Origin of the sequence: Enterobacter cloacae complex sp. 277I4, from assembly GCF_050031465.1 — a bacterium.
GTDB lineage: Bacteria > Pseudomonadota > Gammaproteobacteria > Enterobacterales > Enterobacteriaceae > Enterobacter > Enterobacter cloacae.
In genome coordinates this window covers 1,021,631-1,036,490 of record NZ_JBLGWC010000001.1, presented here as the reverse complement: position 1 = coordinate 1,036,490, position 14,860 = coordinate 1,021,631, and the positions used below count along the sequence as shown (strand labels likewise).

The window sequence follows — 14,860 nt, the reverse complement described above, 5'->3', positions numbered from 1 at the left end:
TCACGCCGCTGGCGGGATTACCTGATAACCAATTTTCCTCAGAAAGCGCGCGGCACTCTCCACCGTAAAAATGATCTCGTCGTCCATAAGGGGGCGCATCGACTGAAGACCATTTGACGTGTCCACCAGATAGCGGCCGCCGGCCGGGAAACTGAAAACGTTTTTGCCGTCGGCCCGGCGAACCAGATCGTAAACAGGAGTCATAATTTCACCTCCCCGTCCCTTAATGACTGGCTGGCAAAACAATATCGCGCACTATTTAATTGCTCAGATACGTGATCGGCAAAAACGCCGAGACGGCAAAATTGGATAACCATTTTCATACAGATACCTCCATGGCCAGACGGGATTGAATGGCGGAGGCTTTACTGCCTAACTGGAGGTAAGTTCGGGTGATTGCCGGGTTACTGTGCCCTAGCATTTCAGAGGCGACCAGCAAACCCTGTTCGCCCCCGGCGGACATGAGATTAAAGGCGGCAATCTTGCGGCTGGAATAGGCACTCAGGCGCAGACGCGTGTTTACCACTCGGGTAAACCACACCATTACGTTGTGCAGTTTCTTCCAGATCGTCTGGCGGCTCACGCTACCTTCCAGAGACTGGCAACGATTACTTTCAATCTGGCTGCGGGAAAATACCAGGTCGTCACCGATAAGATTGCGCTCCATGCGTTCACGCAGTCGTTTGATGATGCCCGGCGGCAGCTGTTTGGTATCGTGCTTAACCTCAGCCTTTGCCACCAGCTCAAACACGATCGCCTGTTCCTCTTCCGTCATGCCGGCGGCCAGCTCGTCGCAGCTCACGCTATCCCAGTGCATGTACCCAATGTGATCGCCAGCAAGCCGGGCAGCGTCCTTACGATGCTGGCGAACAATCTCGATCCCCTTCCGGGTCGCTCTGGCTTCCGCTGCTTTGGTCTGCTTCGCTACGATGATTGTTGCAATGCCGGTTTCCCAGTTGATGCAGGAGTAACGGAAGTTGCACACGTCGCTGGTACGCCAGCCGGTAACGGTCGCAATATCCCACCAGAGTAAAACCCAGTCCGGCTGGGTCTGCTGGATGCGTTCGCGCAGTTTGCGCTGCTCTTCCCGTTCATAAACAGGGGTCATGGTGCGAGTGCCTTTCGTGGTAGTGGCTTTTACCACGTTGCCGCGCAGCTCGCGAGCTTTAGCTGTCAGGGTCTGGAGGTTAAACATGGCTACCTCCCAATTTCGCAACATCCAGTTCAAACGCGCCGCTGCTGTACTGATAAAGCGAACATTCAGAGCGAATTTTAGCGGCAAAGATAAGATCCCAGCGGGAATACCACTCGCGGGCTTCTTGCTCACTATCGGCAACAATGCGGATAACAATGGGAGGGCACGTTTGGCCTTTCGGCGTACCGAGGAAAAGCCAGGTGAATTTGGGTAGTTTTTGGGTTGGGGTAGTAGCCATGTGGCAGCCTCCATACAGTGGTCTAGATAACCACCACCGGAAACGCCAATTTCACTGGTGGTGGACTGAGCAGGGTTGGCGTAACCGGACTGTATGGACTCCGGCGCGGATTTCTCCGCCCCCACCCAGCCCACCATAATTTTGCTAGCAGAGCGGTTTTGAACCACAACGCGTGAAAATAGGTGAGACGGATCAACGGCACAAAGACGCTTGGCGCGTCATGTGTCGCCATACAGTCATTCAGGACGCCAATCCTGGCACCAGATTTTGCTGGTGCTTTTAAAGCATACCCTTCAGCGGAATAACAAGGCAAGGAGTTTTTGGGGTGAGCGAAGCCCTGCCCCAGATGGGCATAAATGTTCTTCATGGCATTAACCTTTTCGAATTGTTTAGTGAGCTGTCGCGACAAACTTATTTTGAGTGCTCAACATCGCAAGAGCACGCAAGTTATTCACGAACTCAATTTTTTTCATCCGTTAAAGGGCGAACTTCAGTAAACGGCTCATGATCATCTTCGCCTAACAGCTCGGGCTGATACTTACGCCATAGCTGGCTCTCCTCCCGCACAAGAGCCTCTTTTACTGCCTTACACTGCTGCAACTTATACCCGCGTTTGCTGGCCTCCTGCTGATAAGCAGCCATGCGCCGGCTGAAGTCGTTCAGGAACACGAACGGCACTCCATAGAAGCCAGTTTTACGAATTGAGGGAATGACCTCACGGAATACCCAATTACTGAACTGGTGCGCAAAGGTGCCGGGAGTAGTCGCCTTACGACTACGTGAGATCAGTTTGTAGAATCCTGACTCGCAGACAGTTCGCATAGTCTGCTTTCCACCAGGGGTGGGTATTAAACACTCCCCCTTTTCATCATCATCCAGACGTCGCAAAGCAACCTTGTGATCAGTTATTTCCAGAGCTGCGCATACATCTGCCGCGACAAACCATGGCTCACCCAATATCTTAACAATTCGTACTTTTGCATCCTCAAATTTAATGATCGAAATATCATCACTGCTGTTTTCAGGGTGAGCAAAACCCTGCCCGGCACGGGCATTTTTGATAGTCATATTAGTTTTCCCCGGGCTAAGTTACAGTTTTGGCTTTGTGGAAATTAACGCATCACGCTCTTCGATCCTCTGGCTTATCCATTCGTCAATTTCACTTTCAACAAATGCGATAGATCGGGCTCCAATTTTAACTGATTGTGGAAAGCGATTTTCTTTAAGGAGACGATAGATCCACGCTTTGCTATAGCCTGTTCGTTTCTGTACTTCTGCAAATCTAATTAATGAATAAGACATATATACCTCGTGTCGTCTAATGAAGTTCACGAGAATAATTTAATCAGAACTAGAACTATGATTGTGGAAACCGATATAAGATTGTTGGAAGGGATGATAGATAGCCTACAGGCCATAAAATCGTTTTTTTTAGTGCGTTTGGAAATGACTAAAGCATGAACGCGAGACTTTGGAAGTTGAGACCCGCGTTCACATTAACTTTGGAAATGCTAACCATCGCTTTCTGGAAATGTGACTTCCAAAGCCTCCTTTATGAGGTTTGTCATCTGTTTTTCCGTCACTACCATCCCTTGATATCCCAGAGTAGCCAGGTTCTGTGCAACCGCACGAGCAATTGCCAGTTTGTTCAGGCGCTCACCATTTCGATAGCTCTTACTTGATTTTTCGAGGGCGATAGCCATACCTGCAATCATCATCAATGCAGTGTTTTTACCGGGGAACTCCCCCCATTGATCTAGATAGACCTGATTTGTTTGTTCATTTACAGTTGGTTGCTGTAAGGGTAAAGGCCAGTTGAAATTATGTTCTGTAACCCATTTTTCAACCTCACTACGCACGAGCATACAATCACGTCGATCATGATCCATGTTATCGTAGTGGAAAATATCCCTTGCGGTTAGTTTTGAATTATCAATCGCATCCCAGAGAGATTCTTTATAAGCTTCATATTCGTGAGATTTTTCACCTGTAATATTTTCTCTTGGATTTGCGCCAACAATTAAACGTGCAGAGTCACTAAGAGAGATGCTATCTCTTGAAAGATATGGAATAAGCCAACTTGGTAAATTTTTCTTTAAACCAATGTTATATTCCAATAAATTATCATGCAGATTAAGGCCTAACGTTTTCTCAATCTCCGAACGATTAAATCCTATAAAATCAAATGAATTCATAGCATCACCTTAAAATGGAATATCATCATGAAAATTCAGATCTGAAGAGCTAGAGGTTTGCTCTTGGCCTTCTTGTGTCATAGATGGAGTCCATCCCTCGTAAGGAGGTTCATCCATAGTAGGGTTTGCCATAACACTGCTAAGCATTTCATAGGCACTAAAAGAAGGATCACCGAAGGTTGGTCGTCTGGTGATTCCACGAGAGTCTTGTATTAATAGACTCGGCGCGTATTCTTGTTCTTCGTCAAGTTTAATGATTATCCAGTTTGCGATTTGATCCCTTGTCATGTCAGGGAATTTTGCCTCAATTCGAGCAATCAATTCCCTAATGCTTATAAACTGCTGTTTTTTTGCTTTGAGCTCTACTGCTGGATTAAGCATACGCCACCTCGCGTCCTCTATCTGATGGCATTGCCAGCCCGCAGAGGTGCGCGGGTTTTCGGTGATCAGCCTAGACAATGCCTAATTATTGTTCGGCTACTGAAGTCTACTACTGTCAATTAGCACTGTCTATACATACAGTTAAGCGCTTTTTCCAAACGTTCCATGCACTACATTTTCGCCGTTTTCCAACGCTTCCATATAGTCGGCATACCACTGAAGCATTTCACGCCGGCCGTCTATGTACTGAGCGTGGTTGTACGTCCCTCGAATAGAGTTTTTATCGACGTGTGCCAGCTGCGTTTCTATCCACGCGGTGTTGTAGCCCTGTTCGTGCAGGATGGTACTCATAGTGTGCCGGAAACCGTGCCCGGTGACTTTTCCGTCATAGCCAATCCGCTTAAAGACTTGGTTTATGCTGGCTTCACTCATTGTTTTTCGCGGATCGTTACGGCCAGGGAACATAAGCGGGTAATTGCCTGTTAGCTCTTGGAGCTGGCCAATAAGCGTAAGAGCTTGACTGGACAACGGCACCACATGAGGGCGACGCATTTTCATGCGTGAGGCTGGTATTTCCCAGACCGCCTTACTGATATTGATTTCATCCCAAAATGCCCCGCGGAGTTCGCCGGTACGCAAGCCGGTGATAATCAGCAGACGAGCGGCCAAAACTACTAAAGCGCTTCCTGTATATCCTGACAACGCCTTGAAGAAATCAGGCAATTCTTTCGGTGTGAGGAAAGGATAATGATTGGACTCATGCCCTTGCATGGCGCTGGTGAGATCCGGAGCGGGGTTATACTCAGCACGGCCGGTGACTATTGCGTAACGGAAAACTTCCCCGCAGCGCTGCCTAACTTTTTTGGCCTTTTCTGTAGCGCCGCGCCCCTCAATGCGCCGCAGCACATTCAACAGTTCAAGCGGTTTGATATCAGCTATTGGTTTTTTGCCAATGTAAGGGAACACATCTTTGTTGAAAGCCTCCAGGATGTCTGAAGCATACCCAGCAGACCATTTTTTTAGTTTGCTGCTGTGCCACTCAAGGGCAATATCTTTGAAGGTGTTGTTTAACTGCGTTTCACGGGCGATCTTCTCTTCCCGTTTCGCTTCCATAGGATCGATACCCCCAGCGATACCCCTTTTGGCTTCTACACGTTTTGCCCGAGCATCGGCCAATGTGACTTCAGGATACACACCCAGCGCTAACAGCTTCTCTTTGCCGGCTACACGATACTTGAGCCGCCAGTATTTGCCGCCATTAGGTTTAATCAGGAGATACAAACCACCACCATCAGCCAGCTTGTAAGGCTTATCTTTAGGTTTGGCGGTGTCCACCTGCCGGGCGTTTAGTTTCACTTGGGGGTACCTCCTCTAGACCGAACAGCAAATACCCCCATAAGTACCCCCAAACGACCGTAGATTTCAGGGAACTTTAGTAGACGTAGAAATACTAAAAGGGGCTGCAAGTCGCAGAGTATAAGGGGTTTCAGTGAACTTTAGTAGACTTGGGGAGACGTTAGAATGGTGCCGATAATAGGAGTCGAACCTACGACCTTCGCATTACGAATGCGCTGCTCTACCAACTGAGCTATATCGGCCCTGAGAGGCCGGTTACGAGCGTAACCACGGGGCAAAAGGTTAGATCTATCCGGGTGATGCGTCAATGCCCTTTTGAATCAAACGGCTATTTTTGCATCACCCGTGATTATTTACGCACGAATCGTATCGTCGCCGATGCCGATCCACTTGTACGTAGTCAACGCTTCCAGGCCCATCGGACCCCGCGCGTGCAGTTTCTGCGTGCTCACGGCCACTTCCGCGCCCAGACCAAACTGTCCACCGTCGGTGAAGCGGGTTGATGCGTTCACGTACACGGCAGAAGAATCCACTTCGTTTATAAAGCGGTCGGCATTGCGCAGCGTGCGCGTCAGGATGGCGTCAGAGTGCTGAGTACCATGCTCACGGATGTGCGCGATAGCGTCGTCGAGATCGGCTACGATCTTCACGTTCAGATCCAAAGACAGGAACTCGTCGTCATACTGCTCCGCGTTTACCGGCACCACCGTTGCCGGGCCGTCTTTCAGCAGCGCCAGCGCCTTCTCGTCCGCGTGCAGCGTGACGCCACTCTCGGCCATCTGCTTGCTCAGGGCTGGCAGGAAGGTGTTCGCGATACCCTGATGCACCAGCAACGTTTCCACCGTATTACAGGTGCTTGGACGCTGGGTCTTGGCATTCACGATAACCTTCAGCGCCGGTGTAATTTCGGCGCTCTCGTCCACCACGATATGGCACACGCCGATACCACCGGTGATCACCGGGATCGTCGACTGCTCGCGGCACAGCTTGTGCAGGCCCGCGCCACCGCGTGGGATCAGCATGTCGATGTATTTGTCCATGCGCAGCATCTCGTTCACCAGCGCACGGTCCGGGCTTTCGATAGCCTGCACGGCACCTGCCGGTAAGCCGCACTCCTGCAGCGCCTGCTGGATGACCTTCACCGTCGCGGCGTTGGTGCGCCAGGTCTCTTTCCCGCCGCGCAGAATAGCGGCGTTACCGGTCTTCAGGCACAGGGAAGCGACATCCACCGTCACGTTCGGACGGGCTTCATAAATCACGCCGATAACGCCGAGCGGCACGCGACGGCGCTCCAGACGTAAACCGCTGTCGAGCAATCCGCCGTCAATCACCTGCCCGACCGGGTCGGCCAGATTACAAACCTGACGGACATCGTCGGCGATGCCTTTCAGGCGTGCCGGGGTCAGCGCCAGACGGTCAAGCATGGCTTCGCTCAGACCATTGCGGCGCGCTTCCAGCAGATCCTGTTCGTTGGCGAGGAGGATTTCCTGCGACTGCGATTCCAGATAATCAGCGATTTTTTCCAGCACGCGGTTTTTCTCGCGGCTGGAAAGGAGCGCCAGTTTGTAAGAGGCGGCCTTGGCGGCGGCACCCATTTGTTCCAGCATTTTCTGGCTCCTTAACGAATAATCATGTCGTCACGATGCACGGCAACCGGGCCATACTCGTAACCCAGAATGGCGTCGATCTGCTGCGAGTGGTGACCCGCAATACGGCGCAGAGCATCGCTGTTATAGCGGCTGACGCCGTGAGCGATGTCGCGACCTTCAAGGTTACGGATACGGATCACTTCACCACGGGAGAAGTTGCCTGTCACGTTTTTAATTCCTTTAGGAAGCAATGAACTCCCTCTTTCCAGAATCGCGGCGGTCGCCCCTTCATCCACGGTCAGTTCACCTGCCGGCGGCGCGCCGAAAATCCAGCGTTTGCGGTTTTCCAGCGGGGATTCCTGGGCGTGGAAGCGCGTGCCAACGGAAATGCCTTCCATCACGTCGCCAATGACGCCAGGACGGCTGCCCGCCGCAATGATGGTGTCGATCCCGGCGCGGCAGGCCACATCCGCCGCCTGCAGTTTAGTGCCCATGCCGCCCGTTCCCAGGCCAGAGACGCTGTCGCCGGCGATGGCGCGCAGCGCATCGTCAATGCCGTGGACATCGGTAATCAGCTCAGCTTCCGGGTTGGAGCGCGGGTCTGCGGTAAACAGCCCCTGCTGGTCGGTCAGGAGCAAGAGCTTGTCGGCACCGGCCAGGATCGCCGCCAGCGCAGAAAGGTTATCGTTGTCACCCACTTTGATTTCAGCGGTAGCCACGGCGTCGTTTTCGTTAATCACCGGGACGATATTGTTGTCCAGCAGCGCGCGCAGCGTATCGCGGGCGTTCAGGAAGCGTTCTCTGTCTTCCATATCCGCGCGCGTCAGCAGCATCTGCCCGACGTGAATGCCATAGATTGAGAACAACTGTTCCCAGAGTTGAATGAGTCGGCTTTGTCCCACGGCGGCCAGCAGCTGTTTAGAGGCGATCGTCGCGGGGAGTTCGGGGTAACCCAGATGTTCACGCCCGGCGGCAATCGCCCCGGAGGTCACAATAACAATACGATGCCCTGCGGCATGCAGCTGAGCGCACTGACGTACAAGCTCAACAATGTGGGCGCGATTTAGGCGGCGCGATCCGCCTGTTAAAACACTGGTGCCGAGTTTTACCACCAGCGTCTGGCTGTCACTCATGATTCTCTGCCGTTCAACGATAAGGGAAAGTGATGTCGAACGAACGTTTTAACAGGTGTCAGGCCCGTTGCCAACTGCCACAGCACATCGCGAAACACTTTGTTGCGCGGGATCAGGAAGCGTAGCGGCGGATTTTGACAATTTTATTACCGAAATAATAAATCACAGTTTTTTAAAATTAATCTTAATTTGTCATAAAAGTTTCATTCCGTAACGTTAAAACCCTTTCTGTTTTTTCACGGGACTTAAGCATGAGCTTATCGTCCAGCGAATTTTTAAGCGCGTTTATAAGACAGGATCGAAAATGAAAAAGAGCACTCTGGCATTAATGGTTATGGGCGTCGTGGCTTCCGCATCTGTTCACGCTGCCGAAGTTTATAATAAAAACGGCAACAAACTGGACGTGTACGGCAAAGTTAAAGCAATGCACTACATCAGCGATGACGATTCAAAAGATGGTGACCAGACATACGTGCGTTTCGGTTTTAAAGGTGAAACTCAGATTAACGATCAGCTGACGGGCTATGGCCGTTGGGAAGCGGAATTTGCGGGCAACAAAGCAGAGAGCGATTCCACTCAGAAAACACGTCTGGCATTCGCCGGTCTGAAGCTGAAAGACTTTGGTTCTCTGGATTACGGTCGTAACCTGGGCGCGCTGTATGACGTGGAAGCGTGGACCGATATGTTCCCTGAGTTTGGCGGCGACTCTTCCGCGCAGACCGATAACTTCATGACCAAGCGTGCAAGCGGTCTTGCCACTTACCGTAACACCGACTTCTTTGGCGCGGTTGATGGTCTGGATATGACCCTGCAATACCAGGGTAAAAACGAAAACCGCGACGTCAAAAAACAGAACGGTGACGGTTTTGGTACGTCTCTGACCTATGACTTTGGCGGCAGCGATTTCGCGGTAAGCGGCGCGTACACCAACTCTGACCGTACCAACGCGCAGAACCTGCTGACCCGCGGCGAAGGCAAAAAAGCCGAAGCCTGGGCAACCGGTCTGAAATATGATGCGAACGATATCTACCTGGCGGCGATGTACTCCGAAACCCGCAATATGACCCCAATTTCGGGCGGCTTTGCCAATAAAGCGCAGAACTTTGAAGTGGTCGCACAATATCAGTTCGATTTCGGTCTGCGTCCATCCCTGGGCTATGTCCAGTCTAAAGGCAAGGATATCGAAGGTATTGGCGATGAAGATCTGGTGAAATATATCGACGTCGGCGCGACCTATTATTTCAACAAAAATATGTCCGCGTTTGTTGATTATAAAATCAACCAGATTGATGACGATAACAAACTGGGCGTGAGCAGCGATGATATCGTTGCCCTGGGTATGACCTACCAGTTCTGAGTCGGCAGTAATAAAAAAACCGGCATTAAGCCGGTTTTTTTGTGCCCGGAGGCGCTGCGCTTACCGGGCCTACGGGATCATCACCCGGCATTATTTCATCTTTACGCCGTCAATTTCGCCTTTTCACTGGAAAAATCATCGGCAGGCTCAAGCTTCAGGTCCAGCGTGGCCAGTAAATCGCGCGCCTTGTCGTGGAACTCTTTCAGGGTATATTCCAGGCGGTCAATCACTTCCTGATCTTTGATGGTAGTGGCCTGCCAGTTGCCGTCTTTATTAAACAGGCCAAACTGGTAGCTATAGGTAAAACGTTTCTCTTCTGCTTCCATTTCCATCCACCAGCCCCAGAATTCACGTTTTTCGGGTGCAGGCTTCACGTTGACGCATACAGCCAGGCAGTCGAAAAAAAAGCGATTCTCTTCACACTGCTCTTCTCGAATATACGGGCCAAGAGCCATGAACTTCTTAATCAATCTACTTTTCGGGTGTCCACTCGGTAACGTCATTACGATCTCCTTTTGTGAAGCCACTGTTTTACCAAACCATCAAAATTTAGCAATCTCTTAACACAATCTCTGGGCGATCCAACGCGTAATCTCTTTTAATGCTTTGTCAAAATTCTGATACACCGGGCTGAAGGGAACTTCCAGCAATTTGCCATCCGCAGATGACGATGTGATTAAGCGTGACTCCTCTTCCGGGCTGAACGGATCGTTTTTCCAGAAGCCGGACAGCATCGGCGTTGGACACCGGCGTCCCAGCAGGCCCTGCGTTTTTAACGAATAGCGATTGAGTTCCACGCGCAGCGCTTCGTCTGAAGCATCATGCATGCCAAGGCGGCTGGCCAGCACGTCGAGGTACATTTCCGGCACGCTGCCCTGACGGGCAGGATCGCTGAGCAGAGCGTGAACCACCGGCCCAAGACAGGCTACGGCCTTCAGGCGTGACGCCTCAAGATAGGCCAGACGCACGGCCACGTTCGCCCCAAAGCGGAAACCAAACGCCGCGACGCGGGTGTGGTCGACCCAGGGAATGTTTTCCAGCGCTTTCAGCGCATGCTGGTGCAGAAGACTGGAATCCTGCGTCAGTTTCCATTTGGAGGAAAAACCGATAGAGGGCATATCAAGCGTCAGCATCGCGATCCCTTTTGGGGCGAAGTAACGCTCATACAGGCTGTAATAGTCGATTTGCAGCGAATCCAGCCCACCGCACATCAGCACGGTCGGAAACGGGCCGTCGCCTTCAGGCATATGCAGGAACCCAGTCACGGGCGCGCCGCCGGGGATGGTGAACTCAAGCTCGCGCATCCGGCCCGGCAAGCGTTGGGCAGCCTCTTCATAGGCACGGTTTGCCAGCGCCTGCGCCTGCTCTGCCAGCTCATCCCCTTTTAAGTGCGGATAGGCGGCAATGGCGTAAAGATTGGCTGCGTGCAGCCAGTGCTTGCCGCTGAGGGTGGCGTCCTCTTCCTGGCTGGCTTTTTGCTGCCAGAGCATCGCCTGTTTCGACCATTCGTAGATCCAGTTGCCGCCGCGGTAACCCACCACCGTATCGTAGAGTTCGCTGTCGGTACGCTCGGCTTCACTCATGACGATACGCGCCTGCACATCGAGGATTTCACGCGGATCAATACCACGCCAGATCCACATCAGGCGGTTAATCATGCGATACCAGTGAGGCACGTTTTTACCGTCTAATGCAGACTGGACGGCAGGCTGGTTCCCCGGATTGAAGCGACGCACCAGCGTCGAGGTTTCAGGGTGCTTGAAACGGGGTTTGAAGAGTGTCTCGGTGAGATTCGCCTGCGTCATTGCGTTGCCTCCATGGATACGTCATATAGTGTCCATTGTAACGCGTGGCAGAATAAAAAGAACAACGCCCGGCATAGCCGGGCGTGTAAAGTTACGTACGGAAATTAACGGCCGGAAATAGGCGGTACAAAGACCACGCCCATGTCCCATGGCTGTTCAATCCAGGTATCCTGTGGGATATCAATCACGTAATCATCCACCAGTGGGCGGCCCGCTGGTTTCGCGAAGATGGTGACGAAGTGCGCTTTTGGGTACATTTCGCGGATAGCCACCGCGGTACCGCCGGTATCCACCAGGTCATCAATAACGATGAAACCTTCACCGTCGCCTTCCGCGCGTTTCAGCACTTTCAGCTCACGCTGGTTGTCGTGGTCATAGCTGGAGATGCAGACGGTATCGACATGACGAATACCCATCTCACGCGCCAGCAGCGCCCCCGGTACCAGACCGCCACGGCTAACGGCAATAATGCCTTTCCACTGTTCAGAAGGCATCAGACGCGCGGCCAGTTTGCGTGCGTGGATCTGCAACATGTCCCAGGTGACGACGTATTTTTCGCTCATGTGAAGTGTCCCAGCCTGTTTTTATACGGCTTAAAAAGTGTTCGAGGGGGAAATAGGTTGCGCGAGATTATAGAGATCTGACGCACTAAAAACCAGTGTTTAGCGCCCTCTGCCTGAGTTTTTACATGCTTTATGCTACCAGCCATCGGAGAAAGTGGTATTCTCAGTTGCATCTCGCAAGCCTGACTTGTGGTAACTATTAACCTGCTAACCCTGTGACCTGCAACTCGCTTTGCAGGGCATCGACAAGGAGACTTATCGTGTCTGAACTGTCTCAATTATCTCCCCAGCCGCTGTGGGATATTTTTGCCAAAATCTGCTCCATTCCACACCCGTCTTACCATGAAGAACAGCTTGCCGAACATATTATGGGTTGGGCGAAGGAAAAAGGTCTGCACGCTGAACGCGACCAGGTTGGCAACATTCTGATCCGCAAACCGGCGACCGCAGGCATGGAAAACCGTAAACCGGTTGTGCTGCAGGCGCACCTGGACATGGTGCCACAGAAAAACAACGACACCGTTCACGACTTCACGAAAGACCCGATCCAGCCGTACATCGACGGCGACTGGGTGAAAGCGCGCGGTACCACGCTGGGTGCAGATAACGGTATCGGTATGGCCTCTGCGCTGGCGGTACTGGCGGACGACAGCGTTCAGCACGGTCCACTGGAAGTGCTGCTGACCATGACCGAAGAAGCGGGCATGGACGGTGCGTTCGGTCTGCAGGCGAACTGGCTGCAGGCGGATATTCTGATCAACACCGACTCCGAAGAAGAAGGCGAGGTCTACATGGGCTGCGCGGGCGGGATTGATTTTATCTCTACCCTGCCGCTCTCCCGTGAAGCGGTGCCAGCTGACTTCCAGACCTTCAAGCTGACGCTGAAAGGGCTGAAAGGCGGCCACTCCGGCGGTGATATTCACTTAGGCCTGGGCAACGCCAACAAACTGCTGGCACGCTTCCTGGCGGGCCACGCGGCTGAGCTGGACCTGCGTCTGGTCGATTTCAACGGCGGTACGCTGCGCAACGCAATCCCACGTGAAGCGTTCGCGACGGTAGCCGTTCCAGCTGCCAAAGCGGACGAGCTGAAAAAGCTCTCCAGCGTCTATCTGGATATCCTGAAAAACGAACTGTCCGCGAAAGAGAAGAACCTGACCGTGGTGCTGGAGTCCGTGTCCACGGATAAAGCCGCGCTGACCACCCAGTCTCGTGACACCTTTATTCAGCTGTTAAACGCGACGCCAAACGGCGTGATCCGCAACTCAGACGTCGCGAAAGGCGTGGTTGAAACCTCTCTGAACGTGGGCGTGGTCACCATGGGCGACGACAGCGCAGAGATCATCTGCCTGATCCGATCGCTTATCGACACAGGTAAAGAGTATGTGGTGAGCATGCTGGAATCTCTGGGCACGCTGGCCGGAGCGAAAACCTCTGCCAAAGGCAGCTACCCAGGCTGGCAGCCGGACGCAAGCTCTCCGGTGATGGCACTGGTGCGTGAAACATACCAGCGTCTGTTCAACAGCACCCCGAACATTCAGGTGATCCACGCGGGTCTGGAATGTGGTCTGTTCAAGAAGCCGTACCCGAACATGGATATGGTCTCCATTGGGCCAACCATTACCGGGCCGCACTCGCCGGATGAGCAGGTTCACATTGAAAGCGTGGGCCATTACTGGACCCTGCTGACTGAACTGCTGAAAGCGATTCCTGCTAAGTAATACCCTCACCCCAGCCCTCTCCCAAAGGGCTGAGGGATCCCCAGTAATATGGTCATGCCACCATGACCATATTACTGTACTCTTTTCCCAGCTTTTTCATCTCGTTAACTATATTCAGCCGTCTCACTTTCCCGGGCTCATGCCGGATGACTTCTTCTGCCAGACTCAGGTATGACAGCACCCGTCTGTGCCTGATGCTGCTTGCCTGATAGTGCCAGTGTAAACACTGCCTTTCTGCCCTGTAACCTGCCAGCCACATCACCAGGCTTGCCATTGCCGCGACCATATTCAGCACTTCCAGTCGCCCTTTTCCCTGACTCCGGCTCAGCCTCAGACCGAACCCGAAGCGTGGACTTTTGTCGTCCCGGAAGTTTTGTTCTATCTGCATTCTGCGGCTGTACAGGGCCATTATCTGGTGCGGCTCCAGTCCCTCTGCATTACTGAACAGCAGCCAGGGCTCCCGCGCGCTACTGCGGTGTTCCCGCTGTGTTTTCGGCATCCCCCCTTTTCCCTGACGCCCTGCGTCAGGGCGCTTATGCAGATAGAACCGGCCGTAACAGGGCGTTCGTGGTTTACGGGACAGGACACCGTAACCCACGCAGACCGGTTGTCCGGTAGCCTCAAGCTCACTGATTTTCATCCATTTTTTATCTCCGTCCAGCCGGAAGCTGATGCAGCCCCTGACCCTGCCGGTGAAGCTCCAGCCCAGCTGGCTGACATGCCGGAACCAGTCTGTCCGGAAGCCTGCATCCGTAATGATGGTGACGGCTTTATCTTTCGGGATGGCATCATGCAGGCGGTCAAGGAAGCGGCACTGTACATCGCTGTTCTGCGCCAGCTCTGCGGGGACAACCTCACTCATAAGCGGCAGTGAGCGACCATTACAGACCAGGCTTGCCCGCAGAAGATACCAGTTCCTGTCATGCCAGCCTGTCCAGTCGACAGCAATCACACAGAAGGGCATCAGGGAGGTGATGGTATGTGTGAGCAGGTGCTGAATACGGGGAATATCCCGGTGAAGGGCGGTATTACCCAGGGCACGGTCAACACGTTTAATTTTATTTTTGACGTGCGCTCTGCCGGGAAGAGTGCGACCAAGGCTGGTCAGGGTCAGATCCGCACCGTGCGTGAGGGCAACGGCCATGGAAACAAGGACATTAATCCGGAAGCTGTGAACATCCGGTAAAGACGCGGAGAAAAATTTCTGGCAGACTGTCTGTAAAGGCACGATGAAGTCTCTTCTGATTTGTTAGCGCAACCAGTAGATCACACTTCATCGTGCTTTTCATTTTTCTGGGGAACCCTCAGCCCAAAGGGAGAGGGTGAACAA

The 14,860-nt window shown here is 52.7% G+C and carries 16 protein-coding genes, 1 tRNA gene and 1 pseudogene; 2 read left to right on the top strand and 16 right to left on the bottom strand.

Annotated features, from left to right (window positions below; all coding sequences use genetic code 11):
- From ACQG19_RS04825 to proB, 12 genes and pseudogenes are all read right to left on the bottom strand, one after another.
- Entirely contained in the window at positions 1-204 is a 204-nt protein-coding gene (locus ACQG19_RS04825; RefSeq protein ID WP_020686326.1) for a hypothetical protein, read from the bottom strand.
- Between the two features lie 115 nt (positions 205-319).
- Positions 320-1,195: a tyrosine-type recombinase/integrase gene (locus ACQG19_RS04820; RefSeq protein WP_061715906.1), complete on the bottom strand. Its 876-nt coding sequence runs from the start codon at positions 1,193-1,195 to the stop codon at positions 320-322.
- On the bottom strand, positions 1,188-1,433 hold the full coding sequence (locus ACQG19_RS04815) for a host cell division inhibitor Icd-like protein (RefSeq protein WP_073961631.1): 246 nt from the start codon (positions 1,431-1,433) through the stop codon (positions 1,188-1,190). Before ACQG19_RS04815 ends, ACQG19_RS04820 begins: the two co-directional genes overlap by 8 nt.
- A 47-nt stretch (positions 1,434-1,480) precedes the next feature.
- Positions 1,481-1,570 (bottom strand): annotated as a pseudogene (locus tag ACQG19_RS04810) (hypothetical protein); the annotation flags it as partial.
- Positions 1,571-1,892: 322 nt separating this feature from the next.
- Complete coding sequence (locus ACQG19_RS04805) at positions 1,893-2,501, bottom strand: BRO-N domain-containing protein (RefSeq protein ID WP_061715908.1); 609 nt, start codon at positions 2,499-2,501, stop codon at positions 1,893-1,895.
- A 21-nt stretch (positions 2,502-2,522) separates the two neighbouring features.
- Positions 2,523-2,735 (bottom strand): helix-turn-helix transcriptional regulator, encoded by a 213-nt coding sequence (locus tag ACQG19_RS04800; RefSeq protein ID WP_073961611.1) that lies wholly within the window; start codon positions 2,733-2,735, stop codon positions 2,523-2,525.
- Positions 2,736-2,944: 209 nt separating this feature from the next.
- The gene (locus ACQG19_RS04795) at positions 2,945-3,628 is read right to left on the bottom strand and encodes a hypothetical protein (protein ID WP_228513412.1); all 684 of its coding nucleotides are present in this window, start codon (positions 3,626-3,628) and stop codon (positions 2,945-2,947) included.
- Between the two features lie 9 nt (positions 3,629-3,637).
- Positions 3,638-4,009, bottom strand: coding sequence for a hypothetical protein (locus tag ACQG19_RS04790; protein ID WP_006809974.1), 372 nt, complete (start codon positions 4,007-4,009; stop codon positions 3,638-3,640).
- A 141-nt stretch (positions 4,010-4,150) separates the two neighbouring features.
- The gene (locus tag ACQG19_RS04785; protein ID WP_045143171.1) at positions 4,151-5,365 is read right to left on the bottom strand and encodes a tyrosine-type recombinase/integrase; all 1,215 of its coding nucleotides are present in this window, start codon (positions 5,363-5,365) and stop codon (positions 4,151-4,153) included.
- Positions 5,366-5,531: 166 nt separating this feature from the next.
- A tRNA-Thr gene (locus tag ACQG19_RS04780) sits at positions 5,532-5,607 on the bottom strand.
- Positions 5,608-5,718: 111 nt separating this feature from the next.
- Entirely contained in the window at positions 5,719-6,972 is a 1,254-nt protein-coding gene (gene proA, locus ACQG19_RS04775) for a glutamate-5-semialdehyde dehydrogenase (protein ID WP_246932691.1), read from the bottom strand.
- Positions 6,973-6,983: 11 nt separating this feature from the next.
- Positions 6,984-8,087, bottom strand: a complete 1,104-nt coding sequence (proB, locus tag ACQG19_RS04770) for a glutamate 5-kinase (protein WP_013095745.1) — start codon at positions 8,085-8,087, stop codon at positions 6,984-6,986.
- A 304-nt stretch (positions 8,088-8,391) separates the two neighbouring features.
- On the opposite strand from proB, the gene phoE reads away from it, so the two are divergent.
- The gene (phoE, locus tag ACQG19_RS04765; protein ID WP_013095744.1) at positions 8,392-9,444 is read left to right on the top strand and encodes a phosphoporin PhoE; all 1,053 of its coding nucleotides are present in this window, start codon (positions 8,392-8,394) and stop codon (positions 9,442-9,444) included.
- Between the two features lie 101 nt (positions 9,445-9,545).
- Here phoE and crl read toward each other — a convergent pair whose 3' ends face one another.
- The 3 genes from crl to gpt all read right to left on the bottom strand — a co-directional run bounded on the left by crl (position 9,546) and on the right by gpt (position 11,812).
- Complete coding sequence (gene crl / locus ACQG19_RS04760; RefSeq protein ID WP_023620943.1) at positions 9,546-9,947, bottom strand: sigma factor-binding protein Crl; 402 nt, start codon at positions 9,945-9,947, stop codon at positions 9,546-9,548.
- Positions 9,948-10,004: 57 nt separating this feature from the next.
- On the bottom strand, positions 10,005-11,249 hold the full coding sequence (gene frsA / locus ACQG19_RS04755; RefSeq protein WP_023620942.1) for an esterase FrsA: 1,245 nt from the start codon (positions 11,247-11,249) through the stop codon (positions 10,005-10,007).
- A gap of 104 nt (positions 11,250-11,353) precedes the next feature.
- Entirely contained in the window at positions 11,354-11,812 is a 459-nt protein-coding gene (gene gpt, locus ACQG19_RS04750) for a xanthine phosphoribosyltransferase (RefSeq protein WP_246932689.1), read from the bottom strand.
- Positions 11,813-12,072: 260 nt separating this feature from the next.
- Between gpt and pepD the strand changes: the two genes are divergently transcribed.
- Complete coding sequence (pepD, locus tag ACQG19_RS04745; protein WP_246932687.1) at positions 12,073-13,530, top strand: cytosol nonspecific dipeptidase; 1,458 nt, start codon at positions 12,073-12,075, stop codon at positions 13,528-13,530.
- Positions 13,531-13,582: 52 nt separating this feature from the next.
- On the opposite strand, the gene ACQG19_RS04740 is transcribed toward pepD, so the two are convergent.
- Positions 13,583-14,758, bottom strand: a complete 1,176-nt coding sequence (locus ACQG19_RS04740; RefSeq protein WP_038418736.1) for an IS4 family transposase — start codon at positions 14,756-14,758, stop codon at positions 13,583-13,585.
- Positions 14,759-14,860 lie beyond the last annotated feature (102 nt).

Coding starts and splice junctions, on each gene's coding strand:
- ACQG19_RS04825 (WP_020686326.1), bottom strand. CDS start 204: ATGACTCCTGTTTACGATCTGGTTCGCCGGGCCGACGGCAAAAACGTT.
- ACQG19_RS04820 (WP_061715906.1), bottom strand. CDS start 1,195: ATGTTTAACCTCCAGACCCTGACAGCTAAAGCTCGCGAGCTGCGCGGC.
- ACQG19_RS04815 (WP_073961631.1), bottom strand. CDS start 1,433: ATGGCTACTACCCCAACCCAAAAACTACCCAAATTCACCTGGCTTTTC.
- ACQG19_RS04805 (WP_061715908.1), bottom strand. CDS start 2,501: ATGACTATCAAAAATGCCCGTGCCGGGCAGGGTTTTGCTCACCCTGAA.
- ACQG19_RS04800 (WP_073961611.1), bottom strand. CDS start 2,735: ATGTCTTATTCATTAATTAGATTTGCAGAAGTACAGAAACGAACAGGC.
- ACQG19_RS04795 (WP_228513412.1), bottom strand. CDS start 3,628: ATGAATTCATTTGATTTTATAGGATTTAATCGTTCGGAGATTGAGAAA.
- ACQG19_RS04790 (WP_006809974.1), bottom strand. CDS start 4,009: ATGCTTAATCCAGCAGTAGAGCTCAAAGCAAAAAAACAGCAGTTTATA.
- proA (WP_246932691.1), bottom strand. CDS start 6,972: ATGCTGGAACAAATGGGTGCCGCCGCCAAGGCCGCCTCTTACAAACTG.
- proB (WP_013095745.1), bottom strand. CDS start 8,087: ATGAGTGACAGCCAGACGCTGGTGGTAAAACTCGGCACCAGTGTTTTA.
- phoE (WP_013095744.1), top strand. CDS start 8,392: ATGAAAAAGAGCACTCTGGCATTAATGGTTATGGGCGTCGTGGCTTCC.
- crl (WP_023620943.1), bottom strand. CDS start 9,947: ATGACGTTACCGAGTGGACACCCGAAAAGTAGATTGATTAAGAAGTTC.
- frsA (WP_023620942.1), bottom strand. CDS start 11,249: ATGACGCAGGCGAATCTCACCGAGACACTCTTCAAACCCCGTTTCAAG.
- gpt (WP_246932689.1), bottom strand. CDS start 11,812: ATGAGCGAAAAATACGTCGTCACCTGGGACATGTTGCAGATCCACGCA.